Origin of the sequence: Paenibacillus amylolyticus (assembly GCF_051136285.1) — a bacterium.
GTDB lineage: Bacteria > Bacillota > Bacilli > Paenibacillales > Paenibacillaceae > Paenibacillus > Paenibacillus amylolyticus_F.
Window position 1 is genome coordinate 3,131,917 of the sequence record NZ_CP194938.1, and the last position, 18,992, is coordinate 3,150,908.

The following is an 18,992-nucleotide window of genomic DNA, read 5'->3' on the forward strand; positions in this document are numbered from 1 at the left end:
CAAACGTGCTATTGGATAAGCCCTCGACCGATTAGTACTGGTCAGCTCCATGCATTGCTGCACTTCCACCCCCAGCCTATCTACCTCGTCGTCTTCAAGGGGTCTTACATACTGGGAAATCTCATCTTGAGGGGGGCTTCACGCTTAGATGCTTTCAGCGCTTATCCCGTCCGTACATAGCTACCCAGCGGTGCTCCTGGCGGAACAACTGGTACACCAGCGGTACGTCCATCCCGGTCCTCTCGTACTAAGGACAGCTCCTCTCAAATTTCCTACGCCCACGACAGATAGGGACCGAACTGTCTCACGACGTTCTGAACCCAGCTCGCGTACCGCTTTAATGGGCGAACAGCCCAACCCTTGGGACCTACTTCAGCCCCAGGATGCGATGAGCCGACATCGAGGTGCCAAACCTCCCCGTCGATGTGGACTCTTGGGGGAGATAAGCCTGTTATCCCCAGGGTAGCTTTTATCCGTTGAGCGATGGCCCTTCCATGCGGTACCACCGGATCACTAAGCCCGACTTTCGTCCCTGCTCGACTTGTTGGTCTCGCAGTCAAGCTCCCTTATGCCTTTGCACTCTTCGAATGATTTCCAACCATTCTGAGGGAACCTTTGGGCGCCTCCGTTACTCTTTAGGAGGCGACCGCCCCAGTCAAACTGCCCACCTGACACTGTCCCCGTACCCGATGAGGGCACCAGGTTAGAACCTAGATACGATCAGGGTGGTATCCCAACGGTGCCTCCACACAAGCTGGCGCTCATGCTTCTAAGGCTCCCACCTATCCTGTACAGATCGTACCCAAATTCAATATCAAGCTGCAGTAAAGCTCCATGGGGTCTTTCCGTCTTGTCGCGGGTAACCTGCATCTTCACAGGTATTAAAATTTCACCGGATCTCTCGTTGAGACAGCGCCCAAGTCGTTACGCCATTCGTGCGGGTCAGAATTTACCTGACAAGGAATTTCGCTACCTTAGGACCGTTATAGTTACGGCCGCCGTTTACTGGGGCTTCGGTTCACAGCTTCGGATTACTCCTAACCACTCCCCTTAACCTTCCAGCACCGGGCAGGCGTCAGCCCGTATACTTCGCCTTACGGCTTCGCACAGACCTGTGTTTTTGCTAAACAGTCGCTTGGGCCTTTTCACTGCGGCCCCCTCGTGCTATTCACACTACCGGGGCACCCCTTCTCCCGAAGTTACGGGGTCATTTTGCCGAGTTCCTTAACGAGAGTTCTTCCGCGCGCCTTAGAATTCTCTTCTCGCCTACCTGTGTCGGTTTGCGGTACGGGCACCTTCATCTGGCTAGAGGCTTTTCTTGGCAGTGTGAGATCATGACCTTCGCTACTGTAATTTTCGCTCCCCATCACAGCTCAGCCTTACGATATGCGGATTTGCCTACACATCAGCCTCACTGCTTAGACGGACATCCATCAGTCCGCGTCACTACCCTACTGCGTCCCCCCATTGCTCGTAACGATTTACGGTGGTACAGGAATTTCGACCTGTTGTCCTTCGACTACGCCTTTCGGCCTCGCCTTAGGTCCCGACTTACCCTGAGCGGACGAGCCTTCCTCAGGAACCCTTAGGCTTTCGGCGGATCAGATTCTCACTGATCTTTTCGTTACTCATACCGGCATTCTCACTTGTATAATGTCCAGCGCTCCTTACGGTACACCTTCAACCCTTATACAACGCTCCCCTACCCCTGGATCGACTTCACTCCAGCTTCGAAGTCCTGTGTTTATCCCCTGAGAAACATTTGGTCTTCCAAGATTATAAGCCTTGTCTGACAAAAATGTCCTTGTGGTAAACACCGCCTCAAAGAAGCAGTGAAGTCGATCCAAGCCATAGCTTCGGTGGTGTGTTTAGCCCCGTTACATTTTCGGCGCAGAGTCACTCGACCAGTGAGCTATTACGCACTCTTTCAATGGTGGCTGCTTCTAAGCCAACATCCTGGTTGTCTGTGCAACTCCACATCCTTTCCCACTTAACACACACTTGGGGACCTTAGCTGATGGTCTGGGCTGTTTCCCTTTTGACAATGGATCTTAGCACTCACTGTCTGACTCCCGGAAGTAAGTCTATGGCATTCGGAGTTTGACTGAGCTTGGTAACCCTTGCGGGCCCCGCACCCAATCAGTGCTCTACCTCCACGACTCTGTTTTCCGAGGCTAGCCCTAAAGCTATTTCGGGGAGAACCAGCTATCTCCGAGTTCGATTGGAATTTCTCCGCTACCCCCACCTCATCCCCGCATTTTTCAACATGCGTGGGTTCGGGCCTCCAGTGCGTGTTACCGCACCTTCACCCTGGACAGGGGTAGATCACCCGGTTTCGGGTCTACGTCCACGTACTATGGCGCCCTATTCAGACTCGCTTTCGCTGCGGCTCCGGCTCTTCACCTTAACCTTGCACGGGAACGTAACTCGCCGGTTCATTCTACAAAAGGCACGCCATCACCCCTAAAACGGGCTCTGACTTTTTGTAAGCACACGGTTTCAGGTTCTATTTCACTCCCCTTCCGGGGTGCTTTTCACCTTTCCCTCACGGTACTGCTTCACTATCGGTCGCTAGGAAGTATTTAGCCTTGGCAGATGGTCCTGCCGGATTCATACGGGGTTTCACGTGCCCCGCACTACTCGGGATCCGTCTCGGAGGGAACCAACTTTCAACTACAGGGCTTTTACCTTCTTTGGCGGGCCTTTCCAGACCTCTTCGCTTAACCGGTTCCTTTGTAACTCCATGTGAGACGTCCCACAACCCCAAAGAGCAAGCTCTCTGGTTTGGGCTTCTCCGCGTTCGCTCGCCGCTACTGACGGAATCACTATTGTTTTCTCTTCCTCAAGGTACTTAGATGTTTCAGTTCCCTTGGTATGCCTCTGCACAACCTATGTATTCAGTTGTGAGTAACTGGATATTACCCCAGCTGGGTTTCCCCATTCGGACATCCCCGGATCAAAGCTTGCTTACAGCTCCCCGAGGCAGTTTCGTTGTTCGCCACGTCCTTCATCGGCTCCTAGCGCCTAGGCATCCTCCGTGTGCTCTTAGTAGCTTAACCATTGCGCTCGTGTTCGAGCTGTCGCTCCGCTTGGTTTGCTTGCGCAAAGCCAAAAGTCGCTCCATTTCGATCACTCGCTCCAGCAATCTACCGTTTTTATTGAAACTTGTTATACACAAGTTCAGCTAAAAAGGAATGTTCTAATTCGCGTTTGTTTCGTTTCGATATCTAGTTTTCAAAGAACAAATCGTTTCATTCGGGCCGTTCACAAGAAGTGTCGGTCGAATAAACGAGAAGTTTTGAGAGTTTGAACTCTCAAAACTGAGCAACGAGTGAGTTAAAAGCTTTACGAAGTAAAGCTCGCTTCGGAAGTATACTTCCTGAAGACTTTTTGAATGTTTCCACGCGGGAAACGATTCTCCATAGAAAGGAGGTGATCCAGCCGCACCTTCCGATACGGCTACCTTGTTACGACTTCACCCCAATCATCTATCCCACCTTCGGCGGCTGGCTCCTTGCGGTTACCCCACCGACTTCGGGTGTTATAAACTCTCGTGGTGTGACGGGCGGTGTGTACAAGACCCGGGAACGTATTCACCGCGGCATGCTGATCCGCGATTACTAGCAATTCCGACTTCATGCAGGCGAGTTGCAGCCTGCAATCCGAACTGAGACCGGCTTTGCTGGGATTGGCTCCATCTCGCGATTTCGCTGCCCGTTGTACCGGCCATTGTAGTACGTGTGTAGCCCAGGTCATAAGGGGCATGATGATTTGACGTCATCCCCACCTTCCTCCGGTTTGTCACCGGCAGTCTATCTAGAGTGCCCACCCGAAGTGCTGGCAACTAAATATAAGGGTTGCGCTCGTTGCGGGACTTAACCCAACATCTCACGACACGAGCTGACGACAACCATGCACCACCTGTCTCAACTTTCCCCGAAGGGCACCTGATGCATCTCTGCTTCGTTAGTTGGATGTCAAGACCTGGTAAGGTTCTTCGCGTTGCTTCGAATTAAACCACATACTCCACTGCTTGTGCGGGTCCCCGTCAATTCCTTTGAGTTTCAGTCTTGCGACCGTACTCCCCAGGCGGAGTGCTTAATGTGTTAACTTCGGCACCAAGGGTATCGAAACCCCTAACACCTAGCACTCATCGTTTACGGCGTGGACTACCAGGGTATCTAATCCTGTTTGCTCCCCACGCTTTCGCGCCTCAGCGTCAGTTACAGCCCAGAGAGTCGCCTTCGCCACTGGTGTTCCTCCACATATCTACGCATTTCACCGCTACACGTGGAATTCCACTCTCCTCTTCTGCACTCAAGTCACACAGTTTCCAGTGCGATCCGGGGTTGAGCCCCGGGATTAAACACCAGACTTACATGACCGCCTGCGCGCGCTTTACGCCCAATAATTCCGGACAACGCTTGCCCCCTACGTATTACCGCGGCTGCTGGCACGTAGTTAGCCGGGGCTTTCTTCTCAGGTACCGTCACCTTGAGAGCAGTTACTCTCCCAAGCGTTCTTCCCTGGCAACAGAGCTTTACGATCCGAAAACCTTCATCACTCACGCGGCATTGCTCCGTCAGGCTTTCGCCCATTGCGGAAGATTCCCTACTGCTGCCTCCCGTAGGAGTCTGGGCCGTGTCTCAGTCCCAGTGTGGCCGATCACCCTCTCAGGTCGGCTACGCATCGTCGCCTTGGTGAGCCGTTACCTCACCAACTAGCTAATGCGCCGCAGGCCCATCCCCAAGTGACAGATTGCTCCGTCTTTCCAGTTCCCTTCAGGCGAAGAAAACAAGTATTCGGTATTAGCTACCGTTTCCGGTAGTTGTCCCAAGCTTGAGGGCAGGTTGCCTACGTGTTACTCACCCGTCCGCCGCTAACCGTCCGAGAAGCAAGCTTCTCTTCAAGTCCGCTCGACTTGCATGTATTAGGCATGCCGCCAGCGTTCGTCCTGAGCCAGGATCAAACTCTCCAATGAAGATGAATTTGGTCAGCGTCGTTAAACGCTATCAAACTCATCGGGGTATTGAAAAGAGCGATAAGCTCATTTTGAATCTGACGAGATTAAAAATCTCATTTGTGCTCCAGCTGATCCAAGCCAAGGCTTGTCTCAAACTTTCGCGTTCATTCTGCAAGCAGAATGTTTTACTCACTCGTTGTTCAGTTTTCAAAGATCAAACTTATCTCGCCACCGAAACCAGTTCGTTTCAGCAACTCTTATATATTATCATGCCCGAACCAACTTTGCAAGCTCTTTTTTTTCAAGTTTCTTTCGAAGCTTGTTTTCCATTTGCTTGCCGCACCGTGTAAACTGTGTTTTCTTGGCCGGAATAAGAATATACCACGTATCGCCTCCAGTTGTAAAGTGTTATTTATTAAAAATTAATTATCCATATTTATCCTCATTCCCTGAACAACTAAAGATTAGAATAGCTTAACATCCCCTCTCTCTCCCGCTAACTGTAAATATCCCTTTTTCGTAGAATAGACATACTATATATATAGATAGGATAGATAGGATAGAAACCCTTTTAGACTCGGAAACATCTAAAAGGGTCTTCTATATCCGTTTCTTTCACAAAAGAAACGGCTTTGATTTTGAATAGTACAGCAAAAGATAACTTATTCACTTCTCACCTTACTTACGCTCTACCTTATATCCTTTATCCTCAAGCAGTTTCACAATCCCATGGTCTCCCAGGTAGTGCGCCGCTCCAACCACGATGAAATACTCTTCACCTTTGCCCGTTTTCAGATAACCATCGATCTTGTCCGCCATACCGATATTTCGGTCTACCAGCATCGCTTTGTTGTATTCTTCATCAGTAGAGAAGGTGTTTGTCAACTCCAGCAGCTGTTTATCATTACCCGTTTTCCACATCTCGGCCATTTGATTCACCGTGTTATCCAGTACATCGAAGTTGTCGATTGTGGATCGCAGCGTTTTTTCTTGTAATTCTTTGGAGAAATCATTGAACATCCCCAGTTGAGACTGGTAGGATTCCAGTTCAATCACCGGGATTTTACGCTCAATCGCTTTTTGGATAAAATACAAATCTACGCCGGAAGATGCTTCCAAACCAACAGCCGTTGATTTCAAACTTGCCAGTGTAGTTTCCACCACCCAAGGCTTGAATGCATCCAGTGCATTAGGCTCCAGACCCTTTTTCTTCAAAATATCGCCGAGCTTGCTGTACGTTTCACTCGAAACATGATCCTTCAGGGTTGTACCATCCTGGTATGAGCCCAAGCTCAACACTAGCTTCTGTTGCTCTTCATCTGCCGCTTTACTAAGGTCTATCTCTACACCAAGATAGTCCGCTTCAGCAAACGCTTCTTCAAACTCTGGACGCAACGGATAAAAGCTCTTGTCCGCGATATGCATTGAGCCTACCAGATAAACGGTATTGCCGTTATTCTGCACTTCCCACATGAAGCCACGCCCACCAGTTTGAGCGGTTTCGGTTGCTCCGCCTTTGGATACCAGCAGCACGGTACGTGTAGCCTTATCCCAACGAACTTCATATCCTGCCGCATCGCCGACAATACGGATTGGAGCGTAAGTGACACCGTTAATGCGAACAAGCTTGCTTTTCAGCGTAATCGTCTTGCCGTTGACAATAGCCGTAATACTGTCATCGGTTGTACTCGCCAGTTTGGCATCGAGTGCATCCAGCGTTGTGCGCAGCGGCACGAGGGTGGTTCCTTTTTCAACAATTGGTGCACCTGCAGTGTATTTAACAGCCTGATTATCGACCTTAACAGCTGTGCCTTGCGGAGCAGCCATTGCCGGTACTGCCGATGCAAGCAAACCTGCGGAGATCGTAAGAGATAAGAGTACGCGTTTCCATTGCTTCATATAATATGTATTCCCCTTCGTTGTATAAATTTCAAACCACGGACGTGTGTTTAAGACAAACTAGTAACTCTCTATAATACGCACTGAGTTGGATAATGTTCCAGGAATTCGGAAATGATTTATAAGAAAAAAAGAACCCTGGCTCATGCCAGGGCTGCAAAGGAATGTACTATGTACCTTTTCACGACTGATTTGTTTTTTGATAGGCATGCATTGCTGTTTGAAATTGATCTAACGCTTCCTGATATTTAAGGCGATCTTTGTCATTAACTGCAAGCTGCTTTCGCATCGTTAAATCATCCTGCAATTGTTGCACCAGCTCTTTAATTTGATCATTTGGATTAATACTAGCCGGTTTAGGCAAAGCCTCCTTACCCGTCTGCACAGAAAGCTTTTGTTTACTGTCCACCTGACCGATTGAAACCTGGCTTAATGTCAGGTTAAGCTTACGCAATTCTTTTCTAACCCATTCCTCGCTTAATCCTGCGGCCTGGAGTGTTTCCGGCAAGATATGACCATCCATTATGATGGTTCGAGGCTCTTTCTCAGGAGAAATACGATAGCCCAGCATGTCTGCGGTAAGCGGCTGATATTCCTTTTTTAACAGGACACTGATATCTCCGCTCTGTTCCATTACGGCAAATTCTACATCAGCCACCCGAAATACATCCTTTTTTCGAAGTTGCTCCAGAAACTCATCAATCGTCAGCCGTTCTTTCTTCAAGGCTTTTTCGATCACGGCGCCGTTCTCAATAAGAATGGTTGATTTCCCGTCCACGATATCTCGGAATTTTTTACTTTTCATCGTTACATACTCTGCTCCTGCCGAGACAGAAACCCACACCAATACGGCAAGAAAGCCCAGATACCAGCTTGTATCTGTATCCAAAGAGATATACCCTACGAGGTTACCCAAAGTAATACCCGTTATATATTCAAACAAGGAGAGTTCCGAGATCTGCCGCTTACCTAAAATTTTGGTGATGAGAAACAGAATCGTTACCGCTGATAATGTCCGTATAATAACCTCTAACCAATCTGGCACGTCGCATGCTCCTTTCCGATGAATCCACATCCTTAGATGAGGAACTTCATTGTTGAAGGTTATAATTAACACGCGCGGCCGATTGTATGCATACTTAGACCATCTACTTTTTCTATTTTACGTGTCCAAGATGATATGAAATTTCTTTGGAGGTCTCTAAGATTTTGTCAATCATAACACTCTTTTCTTCCTCTTTTAAAGGTATTGCAATGAGCAGTCCGGGAACAATTGATGTCCATACTGGCATGATATATCATGGTGGCTCTTCCCCGTTCTTGTATGAAGTCAACCTGCCTAAACTCATTCAGAATCGGTATGGCAAAGAAGTCTCAATCGAAAATGATGGGAAATGTGCTGCGCTCGCAGAGTTATGGTTAGGCAGTGTAAGAAACGTTGAAAAGTCCATCGTTTTAGTACTTGGCACTGCTGCCAATGAGCAACATCGAGAGAATCCAAATTCGAAACCAAAGCGGCTTTTGAATTCTTTCTAATAAAGCTGTAGTGGATGATTACACCTATTCAATACAGCTTTATTCCAGCCTAGAGTTATATTACTGGATTTCGGGTAAATCACTACGTTTAAACAGACATGTCCCAGCAATTCTAAAAATAGCCTTCACTTTGTATGCCGATGAGTAAATATGTATCTCTCACTAATTATGACAACGCACAACAGTAACGTCTTGATGACATTCTAAATTCTACAAGTTCTTTTGAGGAGAAAGATACGATTCCCTCACGTAATGAACTCACTTACACTAACGGATACTACGTCAGATAATATTCTCTTATTTTTCCGTGGTATAGATAGCTTTTTTTACATTTTGAGCCTATATCATTTCACCGGTTTTTAAAAATGGCTCTTTGCCACGGTATCCCTTGGTTTTTGGTTTAATCCTGCGAACAGGTCGATTGTACCCCCCCATGCCCCCTCACTTATCTGTCTCCTTGTAGCGTCAAATTTGGGTTACAGAAAAATTTCACAAAAAAAATCTATAAGAAATAATCAGAATGTCTCTTGGGACTATTCCGACTATTTCTTAGTTTAAGAACATTTACTCACTGTATTTTTCAGTCCGGCCCAGAATGTATTGACTTATGAGTAGCATAATTATAGCCATGAAAATAATAATTAACAGCTTCCCAGCAATTGCATTCAATACAGGCTCTCTGACATCAAAGAAATATATACTACTTAAGGGAAAAACACTACCTCTGGTTAATATTTGAAAACTTGCATAAGATGCAACAACGAGTATGGCCCAACTACAATTTCTAAGTATAGCCATTAACAAAAAACCAAAACATGCATAGAAGAACGATTGGCTGCTGTACTGTATTAATTTCACTGTCCAATTAAAACCGCTAATCCAAGACATGTATAGCGAATCTATTGCAATTAATAACACATAGATACCCAAGAACACCAATACTCTCACAGTACCCAATCGCCATCTGCTTACAGAGTAGCTGAATATTACTTCACTTCCCTCTTCCTCCAAGATGTCTTGGAAGATAAAAACACTCCACCAAGCCGCAAATACAGGTAATAACACTTCGTGAATAGAGGCCAGAAGACGAAAGTCTTTATTAGCAAAAAAAGAGTATACCGCCACAAAAATAATAACCATTATTGGAGTATAGGCGTTCCATCCCATTGCTCTCCAGTCAAATTTGTAATCAATCACGACCTTCATACCCGGCACTTCTCATTAAATAAAGATAGCCTTCCTGCAAGGTAGGAGTAACAGAGATCGCACCTTCTGGTGCCTGCTCAGCCAAAAGTCGCAGAACACTTTCTCCATCTGTTGTATGACTTGACACAACATCCCACCTCTCGGATTCTTCATAAAATTGTTCTTGAGGCACCTTGAGCTCCCACACCTTGCCTGCTGCTATTTGCGCTACTTCCAGAACGCTACCAGAACGCATAACTCTCCCCTTCATAAGAAATGCGGCATGATTACAAGTAGATTCAATATCTTCAACAATATGTGTGGATATAATCACTGTCGAATTTTGAGCAAGAGTTCGCAATAATCGTCGGAACCTTATTCTTTCCTCTGGATCAAGGCCTGCCGTCGGCTCGTCAACTACAATAACTTTTGGCGCGCCGATGATCGCCTGTGCAATCCCTACTCTACGGACCATTCCTCCTGACAGAGCTCCTATCTTTTTTTCTGCCTGGTCAACGAGATTGACTTTATTCAATATCTCATAGATATACTCTTCTGTAACATTTTCTACACCCTTCAGTCTGGCTAAATGTAACAACGCTCGCTTTACTGGAATATGTTTATAAAGTGAAAATTTTTGAGGAAGATAACCAATTAGATGTCTAGCCTTATCCTTGTCTCTCCAATTGACTGCCCCATAAGAAATCTGTCCTTCTGATGCTTCCATAACTGTAGTAAGAATTCTCATCAAAGTTGTTTTACCTGCTCCGTTTGGACCTAACAAACCAAATACCCCTGGCGGGATGTTTAAGGACACATTATCTAATGCTTGACTGGATTTGAATAACTTAGATACATTTTGGATGATTAAGTTCTGCACCTATCTCCCTCCTACCTGATCTTTTTTAAAAAACAGCTCAAGTTCATCCCATCCCAACAGGCCGGATTGAACTTTCTTTATCCATTCTTGAAACTTACCCCGAATGGCAGCATCATTCACAGAATTATTCTTATCAATCCATTCCTTAATCATCTGAACCACATTCTCTTCTTGCTTAAGTCCTCTGTTTTTATAGTCAGTTAAAAGAAAATTGAATAACGATTCAGGAACATCCTCATATCTTAGACTGTACCAGTATCCGTAAGATAAACTGATTACATCCTGCATTTCGCTCCACTTCGACTCACTAGACTCTCTTATGATTGAACCAAATATGCTTGATGCTCGTCCGGAATATTTTTCTAAAATCTCACCATTTGCGTAATTTTTATCCACAGATATGATCCAGCTTTTACCTTGTTTCCAAATTGCTTCTGGAAAATTCACTGACTCAACTGGTATTGGAAGCATAAATATAGTTTCAATCTTACTTTTAGCCAGTCCCAAGTCAGACTGAATAGTTGAAAGTTTTTGCTTGTATGATTCAACAAAGATTTCTAAACTACTTGCTGATTTATAAAAACTAACAGGATAAACTAATTCAACTTCTTGTACGCGTTCTTTAATGAGTAAACCACTTGCCAGTGTTACTCCATACTCAGACTTTCCTCTCCACTTATTCGGTCCTTCCTCAGGTATGTTGCTATACATTTTGCGCGAACCGTCATATTCAATGGAATAGTCTATTTCTCCAACTGGTGTAACAGTTAATCGCTGTAAACCTGTAGATTGATTGTATGTCATGGCAGGATATTGGCCTGCCACAGGAAGCCATGGGAAATTGAAAGGTAAAAGAATAGCCTGTTCATTGGCATAGTAGAATGGTGAACTAACCCCCGAGTACCTAAAGACTAAATCAATTTTCTCTCCTATACCTATATCATTAGCAAATGACACCTCTATAGAATCTCCCATCTGCTTATACGTAAGTTGCTTACCCTGAGCTTCCTTAACATCTTTCACTTTAAAATTGTGGTATAAGGTAAATGCAACCTGGTTAACGGACTCCGTTGGGAGTAATTTAACTTTAGCTTCCACTTCAAGCTTACGGTAAGCACTAATTTTGACATCATAAGCCTTAACTTGGAATTTATCCGTGGAAATTACTTCCGTGTCCACATGTTGTTGATAATATTCGGCCTCACGTAAATATGAACTGACTGAAGGTGTAGTAACAATTACCTGATCTTCCTGTATCACGAACAGCACAATCAAAACCGAAACTCCTGCTGAAAACCCCAGTGCTAGGCAGTTCCGTATATTTAACCTTCTATGAATTTTCAAAGATACATGTAACTGTATGAAAAGCACCAATACCATAATCCACAACAGTTTCATTAACCATCTAGCGACTTCCATAGGATATCCGTAGACTGGTTCGAATGGATTGTGTATATCTGATTGCCCAAGATTCAGCATGTTTAACAATGGCGACAGATCCATATTGAACATAGCCATTACATTTTCTAAAACAAGTGAGTTTAAAGGCCCTATTAGAATACCGATTACAATTAAAATCATATATACAATTCGAGAGTACAGTATTGAACCAAGTAGAAGACCTATCAGACCTGAAATACAAAAAGGAAGAAAATAATACAAAACTAGATATAATAAGGCTTCCTTATAAAAAACAAATGGTACTTCTTGAGTCCAATAGATGAAATATAAACCTATCAAGATACAACAAAGAGTTATGGCTGAAAAAATAAAAATGGATATAATTTTAGCTACCCATTTAATTAATACTGCTCCCTCAAGCGAGTGAAAAACTTCGTCAACCGAAACAACTCTCTCTCTTCTGATCATCGAAAACCCGATGGTTAAAAAAACAAAAATGCCACATTGGACTATTGCTGCTGTGGATGTAAGAGCGCCTCCAATATCTATATCGATAATACGGAGATAGATTATTCGAAACAATATTACCAAGACAGACAGGAAAGCAAACCAGACCAATACACTTCGAAAAGTGAGTCTAAGTTCAATAAGAACGCTATCTAGAATTTTTTTTCTCATTCTCACCATCCTACCGTCCTTCAATTAATTTTAACTTACTTAATGAATTAGCTTTCTTAGAAATCACATTAAAAATGGGGAAGCTTTCTGCCCCCCCCCATTCTTTGAACTTATTATACTAATTTACGGCTGATCCGTTTCCAATGCATCCATCATATAAAGGTCCATCTGGGTCAAGATGTAGGTAATAAAGGTCACTACTAACATTAACAGTCCAAGAAGTAGACTGTGATATTTTTAACTCTGAACCTGTCACACGGTCATCAAACCCAGCGCTTCTGCGATACAGTTCTACCCACAATGAATTATGCGAAGAAGAGCTATTGTAGCCAGACATTTTTACTGAACCAGACATACTAACTGTTGCCCCATCTCTTCCTGTATCGTAGTAACTAATGCTTGTGGAACTAGTTGCACCAAAAACAGCAGTACTACCCAATAACATGAAAGCCGCAATACCCGAAGCAACAATATTCTTAATTTTCATTTAGATATTCCTCCCAAATTCGAATTCTTTATTATAAAAATTGAGTTCTTACTTTCTTTCTTCTTAACGAGCACATCTCATCTCCTCTCTATAAATTGCTTCTTAATTGACCACTTTTTTATGTAATTATCACTTCATGCTTAGTGGTCACAAGTGTTATATTGTAAATAGGTGATACACCTATTACAACCACAAATAAGACCAAATATGTACAAAATCTTTTAAAAAAACCAATATTATTACATTATTTAACATACCATATAAACTATAAAAAAGGAATAATTTGTTTACGTCCTCTGAATTCTCACTAGAGTTTATGTTTCATATAACAACAAATAACATAAGGTATTTAAGGTATTTTGGTAAATTAACAAACCAAACCATATTATATCAATTTCACCCTTCAATGATTTTATAGATTTGACATAATAGTTCCAATATGAAAAAAGCGACTGTCTCCATTAATGGAGAAACAGTCGCAGCGTCCGATTATTAAAACCATCTAGCTAATTAAGGTACTATTAACTATCATTCGGTCATTATATCTTCAAATTTTCAGATATCGTTGCATTCAACCCCATGAGACCGAGGTTCTCCTATATCAGGTGAAATTTTCAACGAACAATTGAGACATTCAACACCAGTTAATTTAACCCATATACTTACTAGTAATCTGTATTATCACATAATAGATCGATACGTTCCATTGAATATTCATAAAAAGGATGGCCTTTTTCGACACACACGTCCTTAACTACGTGTTTATCTGAGGCTACTTGATATGTTTTAAAATATGACTTAACCGCTATTCTCAACGAAGCAAGTGCCGATTTATAACATTATCCTTGTTCTTGATTTTCCTGATTGTAAGCCCCTGTTCTTCAGTCAGTTTAAAGAGTTTTCTCCCCCCTTCAGATATATGCAAGATAAATCTCAATACAGAAATGTATGTTCGCGACTAAATATACATTTTCCATTAATTATGACAACGCACATAGGTCGTCGTTTGGAATGTATTAAATCTTGTACGCCTTCATCGCTTTGAACAACTCTTTAAAGGTTGGACGTTTGCCATACATCAGTACACCCGTGCGATAGATTTTAGCTGCAAGCCAGCCGAAGACCAGAATGGATACAGCCAGAATAGCTAGAGACGTTAGAATCTCCCAGGTTGGCGCAACGCCTGCCCCGATCCGTACCAGAATGGCTGTTGGTGATGTGAACGGAATGAAGCTTGCAACTTTGAGTAATAAAATATTCGGTGCAGAGATGCTGAAGATTGCAATATAAAATGACACCAGGGACAGCATCGTAATTGGCAGAACCGCCTGCCCTAGCTCTTCCGTGCGGCTGACCATGGAACCAACGGCCGCGAACAGCACCGCATACAGGAAGTAACCTAGAATGTAGAAGATCAATCCATATACAATCACTGCGATATTAATGTCGTTAACACTCAAATTGAAATCACTCAGTACTGCCCGATTGTGTGGCAGGAGGATATTACCCGCGATAACTGCGCCGAAGATTCCGATCTGCAACATACCCACCATAAAGATACCGATGATTTTACCGAACATCTGACTGAGCGGAGATACACTGGTGATCAGAATCTCCATAATACGTGAGCTTTTCTCAGCGGTAATCTCGGAAGCAATCATATTACCCGTCATCATGGTAGATGTGAACAGCAGGATGATCAGCAGATACACCACAATATAATTAATCGGGCTCATTGATTTTTCTGAACCAGCTCCAGCCTCACCATCATCCGTGCTCAGACTTTCTGCAGTCAGCTTCACAGGTGTTGTAATCAACGCCTTTTGTTCTGGCGTCAGCACATCCTTGACAATCACATCCAGCTTCACACTTTGCAGAGCCGATTCAATAGCCGCAGTGATCTGAGGTGAAATGTCATCTGTGGAATATAAAACAGGCTTCGGAAACTCCTGTCCTGTTACCGTTTCAAGTTTCAAATAACCATCGATCAGACCTGCCTTCGCATCTTGCTTCAATGCGGCTTCATCCTTATCTCCACTCATGATGAAACGATATGCCTGATTCCCCTGAGCAGATGAGAAGTCTTCCAGCTTCTGTGCTACACCTTGCTGTTCCGTTGTCAGGAGCCCGATGTTTACAGGATTTTTACCGGAAGCTCCGCCGCCAATGGGGCCTCCATTGAATAACGTAATGAAATATGGAACATTGAGTCCAATCGAAATTAAAAGTGCAAGTACGATGGTGGTAACCATAAACGACTTCGTTTTCACTTTGTTTTTGAACGTGAAACCTGTAATTGTGCCCATTTTATTCATTCGACTCACCTACCTCACGAATAAAGATTTGGTTAAGCGTTGGTTCCTTGATCTCAAAATGCTCCACGGTGGTCTGTGCCATCGCCGTTTTCAAAATCTCCTGAGCTGCAGCAGCCTCACTGACATGGATCTGATATCCACGTTCGTTTTGCTCCACTCGTTTCACACCCGGCAGCTGCTCAAGCCCTTCTACCTGTCCAAGGGTACTAAGGTAAACTTGTTCACGCGGATAACGGCTTTTAATCTCCTTAATCTCACCTTGCACTACCGTATTAGAACGATGAAGTATCGTGATCTGACGGCACAACTCCTCAACATGTTCCATCCGGTGAGTGGAGAACAAAATGGCCGTTCCTTCGTCACGCAATTCCTTAACTGTGGATTTGAGCAACTCTACGTTGACCGGATCCAGTCCGCTAAACGCTTCATCCAGGATCAGAATCTGAGGTCTGTGCACCACTGCGGCAATAAAACCCATCTTCTGCTGGTTTCCTTTGGATAATTCCTCAATCTTTTTATCATAATACTCCGGCACTTCGAACCGCTTCAGCCAGTACTTCAGACTTTCATCCGCATCCTTGGCTTTCATTCCGCGAAGGCGTGCCAGGTAATTAATCTGTTCGCTAACTTTTACCTTGGGATACAATCCCCGTTCCTCCGGCAGATACCCCATAATCTGTTGCAGCTCTGTGTTGTACGGCTTGCCGTTGTACAGAATGTTACCGCCATCCGGGTGGATCAGACCAAGCACCATGCGCATCGTTGTTGTTTTACCGGCGCCGTTGGCTCCAAGCAATCCGTAAATCTCGCCCTCTTTTACATTAAGCGTAACTCCATTGACAGCTGTTTTGTCCGCGTACTGTTTGACGACTTGCTTCAATTCCAATCGGTTCATCATTTATCGTCTCCCTTCGGTTTATCTCCACTGTACGGGTGCATACCCGGCAATCCAGAATGCCAGCACTTCATCTAATTCCAAGTTACGGATTTTCAACACCCGGCTACCTGCCAGTTCCAGTCTTTCCTGTGCCTCAGTGACGCGGGTTGTTATCACGCGAATCAAACCATTATCTTCCAGATGCGACTCTACAATGCCAGGAATACTCTCGGGACGTAGATCGCCCTCATACCAGATCTCTTTCCACTGATCGAGCACCATATCTTTCTCGGCCATCCCCAGCGACTGCCCACGGTGCATCAATACGATGTAATCCGCAAGCCTTTTGACTTCGTCCGCAATATGTGTGGCAATCAGAATCGTGGTGTCTCCCCCCGCCATGAAGGTACGGAACTGCTCAACCATCACTTTCCAAGCAAAGGGGTCCAGTCCTGATGAAGGCTCATCCAAAAGCAATAATCTTGGGCGAGCTGCAATTGCAGCTGCAATCTCAAATTTTCGCCGTTCTCCCTTGGACATCATGTTCAGCTTTACATCAACAGGTACTTCCATATCATGAATCAGTTGGTCGAACAACTTCATATCCCAACGTGGGTACCAATACGACCGGAAATAGGCTGCTTCCTGAGCTGTTATCCGATTCTCTTCTGAACCAGCGTTATCTGCCACAAAACCAATCTGTTGTCTCAGTTCGATGGGGAGAGGCCCATCATGTTCCTGACCAAACCATATAATCTGCCCAGCATCTGGAAGCACCACTTGCTGCAGCATATTAAGAAGCGTGCTTTTGCCTGAACCGTTGTGACCGAGAATAGCCACTACATAGCCTTCCGGGATGGTGAGATCAATCGGGCCAATAACTCTGCGTTTTCGCATTTTGGATACGCCGTTTAACTGAACTGCTACGGGTTCCATGTATGAATCACTCCCTCACTTCGAGTAAACAACCTTTAGAACTTCCCGGAACAGACTCTCCATTTCTTCTTCCGTGCATCCTACCGATTTTCCGGACTGTACCGCTACCTGCATCGCTTCCAGTGCCGCTTTCAATCTATAATTTTCTCTGTCGCCGGCTTCTACCTGAGCCACAAATGTACCTGTCCCCTGCTTCGTACGAAGCATGCCTTCATTCTCCAGATCCTGATAGACCCGTCTAACCGTAATAACACTGCAATTCAGCGCTCCGGCGAACTCACGAATGGACGGCAAATGTGTCCCCTCCCCCAACTGCCCTGTAATAATTAACGATCTTAACTGATTTTCAATTTGGTGGTATAAAGGTTCAGCGCTATTTTCATTAATTTGAATGGGTATTTTCACATCTTGCACCTCGCCCTCCGGTACACTCCAGTCTGTTACCTGACCGCGCCGGTTTCATCCTGTATTCGTACATAAGTTCAACTCTCATTTTAATTCAGATCCCGATGAACCAATTTCTTCAGCGTCAAGCGACTAAACAGCCATAAACCCGTTACGCCAGCCACCATAGAAATCCACATCATCGGGGAAAGCAGACCCCATGATTTACTTTCATCCATCACCATTCGAAAGCCGTAACTGCCTGACATTCGAATCAATAAGGATATGCCAATAGCAATGGGAACAAAAAGTGTACTGAGAAGCAAGTATTTCTTGCCGCTGTTCAGAAACTCTCCATAAATATATAATCCTGTTACCAAAAGTCCATAACCTGTACAGGTCAGGCTAAAGGCCAGATATTGATCCCATCGAAATCCTTCGACATGAAGGTTAATCACGTATAACGATCCGTAGAAAAAGAACCCATTGTACATAAACGCCATCAGCGATTGCTGTAACCTTGACCACATCACCGATTGTTCAGGGATCGGGATTCTGCGATAGTAGGCCAACATCTGCGTATAGGAATCCTCCTGTATGTAACGGAATGAACGCCTGCAGAACATGAACCCTTGAAATGGCAACATGATCAAAAAGAAGGAATCCACTACAGGATTAATGAAATCTGTCTGTTGTTGTCCTAACAACATCACACCGCTCATGCTGCCAGTGTATATCATGAATAGTGCAGACCATAGCCATTGGAGTTTATCCTTACTCATCTGGCTGCGGGTCAACCACCATGCCTGCTTCCATTCGTTCATATGCATGCCTGCCTTTCACCTGTCATTCACTCATGTTGATCACTGTGATTACTGTATATATCAATATACACAGTATACAGACCTATCACTTGTCTCGTCAACCTCTTTTTTCCTGAATCAGGAAAGCAGGATAGCAAAAAGCACCTTTTCTGCGATAAAATAAACACGTGATCTTAGAGGAGAGGAATGATCCTATATGGGTTGGCTTATTGAGCCCGTACTTGTTTTTATATTCATCCTTGCCATGATCTGGCTCATCATTCGAAGCGAGCCCGGTCGGGTTAAAAGCAAAAGTGAGATCAAAAGGCATTCTAGACAGTCCGGACAGCATCATCATTCGTCTGATTCCGCAGCATCATCATCTATGATGACTTCTGACTCTTCAACAGATTCTCATCACAGGCACACTCACGACCACCGACCTCACCATGATCACAAACATCATGATACGGATTATTCTTCGGGGTCTCATCATCATTCCGGAAGTGATCACGGAAGCAGCGACAGCGGTGGGGATAGTGGCGGAGGTGGTGGGGATTAGCAATAACAACACCAGCTCCATCAAAAAAGAGCTGTACCCGGCTCTGTGAGTAAATCACAGAAGGGTACAGCTCTTTCTTTTTCTTT

General features: G+C 44.6%; 14 protein-coding genes and 2 rRNA genes. 3 read left to right on the plus strand and 13 right to left on the minus strand.

Going from position 1 to position 18,992, the window contains the following annotated elements; genetic code table 11:
• Positions 1-11: 11 nt before the first annotated feature.
• Together ACR8BL_RS13645 and ACR8BL_RS13650 are read right to left on the minus strand one after the other, a co-directional pair.
• A 23S ribosomal RNA gene (locus ACR8BL_RS13645) occupies positions 12-3,059 on the minus strand.
• 366 nt (positions 3,060-3,425) lie between these two features.
• Positions 3,426-4,981: ribosomal RNA gene (locus ACR8BL_RS13650) — 16S ribosomal RNA — on the minus strand.
• The 16S and 23S rRNA genes sit together here, the layout of an rRNA operon.
• Between ACR8BL_RS13650 and ACR8BL_RS13655 the strand changes: the two genes are divergently transcribed.
• Complete coding sequence (locus tag ACR8BL_RS13655) at positions 4,978-5,313, plus strand: hypothetical protein (RefSeq protein ID WP_434748177.1); 336 nt, start codon at positions 4,978-4,980, stop codon at positions 5,311-5,313. The genes ACR8BL_RS13650 and ACR8BL_RS13655 overlap by 4 nt on opposite strands.
• 328 nt (positions 5,314-5,641) lie before the next feature.
• On the opposite strand, the gene ACR8BL_RS13660 is transcribed toward ACR8BL_RS13655, so the two are convergent.
• Positions 5,642-6,862: a TraB/GumN family protein gene (locus ACR8BL_RS13660; protein ID WP_434748178.1), complete on the minus strand. Its 1,221-nt coding sequence runs from the start codon at positions 6,860-6,862 to the stop codon at positions 5,642-5,644.
• A 181-nt stretch (positions 6,863-7,043) separates the two neighbouring features.
• Positions 7,044-7,907, minus strand: coding sequence for a DUF421 domain-containing protein (locus ACR8BL_RS13665; protein ID WP_434748179.1), 864 nt, complete (start codon positions 7,905-7,907; stop codon positions 7,044-7,046).
• Between the two features lie 164 nt (positions 7,908-8,071).
• Here ACR8BL_RS13665 and ACR8BL_RS13670 point away from each other — a divergent pair, with 164 nt between their 5' ends.
• Complete coding sequence (locus tag ACR8BL_RS13670; protein WP_434748180.1) at positions 8,072-8,398, plus strand: ROK family protein; 327 nt, start codon at positions 8,072-8,074, stop codon at positions 8,396-8,398.
• Between the two features lie 564 nt (positions 8,399-8,962).
• Here the strand turns inward: ACR8BL_RS13670 and ACR8BL_RS13675 are convergent.
• From ACR8BL_RS13675 to ACR8BL_RS13715, 9 genes are all read right to left on the minus strand, one after another.
• A complete protein-coding gene (locus tag ACR8BL_RS13675; RefSeq protein WP_434748181.1) occupies positions 8,963-9,604 on the minus strand; it encodes a hypothetical protein in 642 nt (213 codons plus the stop codon).
• Positions 9,588-10,463 (minus strand): ABC transporter ATP-binding protein, encoded by an 876-nt coding sequence (locus ACR8BL_RS13680; RefSeq protein WP_434748182.1) that lies wholly within the window; start codon positions 10,461-10,463, stop codon positions 9,588-9,590. Before ACR8BL_RS13680 ends, ACR8BL_RS13675 begins: the two co-directional genes overlap by 17 nt.
• Positions 10,464-12,542 carry a hypothetical protein gene (locus ACR8BL_RS13685; protein WP_434748183.1) on the minus strand — a complete coding sequence of 693 codons (2,079 nt, stop codon included), beginning with the start codon at positions 12,540-12,542 and terminating at the stop codon, positions 10,464-10,466.
• Positions 12,543-12,660: 118 nt separating this feature from the next.
• Positions 12,661-13,029, minus strand: coding sequence for a hypothetical protein (locus tag ACR8BL_RS13690; protein WP_434748184.1), 369 nt, complete (start codon positions 13,027-13,029; stop codon positions 12,661-12,663).
• 1,016 nt (positions 13,030-14,045) lie between these two features.
• The gene (locus ACR8BL_RS13695; protein ID WP_434748185.1) at positions 14,046-15,344 is read right to left on the minus strand and encodes an ABC transporter permease; all 1,299 of its coding nucleotides are present in this window, start codon (positions 15,342-15,344) and stop codon (positions 14,046-14,048) included.
• Positions 15,337-16,239 carry an ABC transporter ATP-binding protein gene (locus ACR8BL_RS13700; RefSeq protein ID WP_434753116.1) on the minus strand — a complete coding sequence of 301 codons (903 nt, stop codon included), beginning with the start codon at positions 16,237-16,239 and terminating at the stop codon, positions 15,337-15,339. Before ACR8BL_RS13700 ends, ACR8BL_RS13695 begins: the two co-directional genes overlap by 8 nt.
• A gap of 21 nt (positions 16,240-16,260) precedes the next feature.
• Positions 16,261-17,157 (minus strand): ATP-binding cassette domain-containing protein, encoded by an 897-nt coding sequence (locus ACR8BL_RS13705; protein ID WP_434748186.1) that lies wholly within the window; start codon positions 17,155-17,157, stop codon positions 16,261-16,263.
• A 15-nt stretch (positions 17,158-17,172) separates the two neighbouring features.
• Positions 17,173-17,562 carry a GntR family transcriptional regulator gene (locus ACR8BL_RS13710; RefSeq protein ID WP_434748187.1) on the minus strand — a complete coding sequence of 130 codons (390 nt, stop codon included), beginning with the start codon at positions 17,560-17,562 and terminating at the stop codon, positions 17,173-17,175.
• A gap of 89 nt (positions 17,563-17,651) precedes the next feature.
• Entirely contained in the window at positions 17,652-18,365 is a 714-nt protein-coding gene (locus ACR8BL_RS13715) for a hypothetical protein (protein ID WP_434748188.1), read from the minus strand.
• Positions 18,366-18,793: 428 nt separating this feature from the next.
• Here ACR8BL_RS13715 and ACR8BL_RS13720 point away from each other — a divergent pair, with 428 nt between their 5' ends.
• Positions 18,794-18,955 carry a hypothetical protein gene (locus tag ACR8BL_RS13720; RefSeq protein WP_434756355.1) on the plus strand — a complete coding sequence of 54 codons (162 nt, stop codon included), beginning with the start codon at positions 18,794-18,796 and terminating at the stop codon, positions 18,953-18,955.
• Positions 18,956-18,992: the final 37 nt, after the last annotated feature.

Bases quoted from the DNA above. Each gene is read 5' to 3' on its own strand.
- ACR8BL_RS13655 (WP_434748177.1), top strand. From the start codon at position 4,978: ATGAAGATGAATTTGGTCAGCGTCGTTAAACGCTATCAAACTCATCGG.
- ACR8BL_RS13660 (WP_434748178.1), bottom strand. From the start codon at position 6,862: ATGAAGCAATGGAAACGCGTACTCTTATCTCTTACGATCTCCGCAGGT.
- ACR8BL_RS13675 (WP_434748181.1), bottom strand. From the start codon at position 9,604: ATGAAGGTCGTGATTGATTACAAATTTGACTGGAGAGCAATGGGATGG.
- ACR8BL_RS13685 (WP_434748183.1), bottom strand. From the start codon at position 12,542: ATGAGAAAAAAAATTCTAGATAGCGTTCTTATTGAACTTAGACTCACT.
- ACR8BL_RS13690 (WP_434748184.1), bottom strand. From the start codon at position 13,029: ATGAAAATTAAGAATATTGTTGCTTCGGGTATTGCGGCTTTCATGTTA.
- ACR8BL_RS13695 (WP_434748185.1), bottom strand. From the start codon at position 15,344: ATGAATAAAATGGGCACAATTACAGGTTTCACGTTCAAAAACAAAGTG.
- ACR8BL_RS13700 (WP_434753116.1), bottom strand. From the start codon at position 16,239: ATGAACCGATTGGAATTGAAGCAAGTCGTCAAACAGTACGCGGACAAA.
- ACR8BL_RS13705 (WP_434748186.1), bottom strand. From the start codon at position 17,157: ATGGAACCCGTAGCAGTTCAGTTAAACGGCGTATCCAAAATGCGAAAA.
- ACR8BL_RS13715 (WP_434748188.1), bottom strand. From the start codon at position 18,365: ATGAACGAATGGAAGCAGGCATGGTGGTTGACCCGCAGCCAGATGAGT.
- ACR8BL_RS13720 (WP_434756355.1), top strand. From the start codon at position 18,794: ATGATCACAAACATCATGATACGGATTATTCTTCGGGGTCTCATCATC.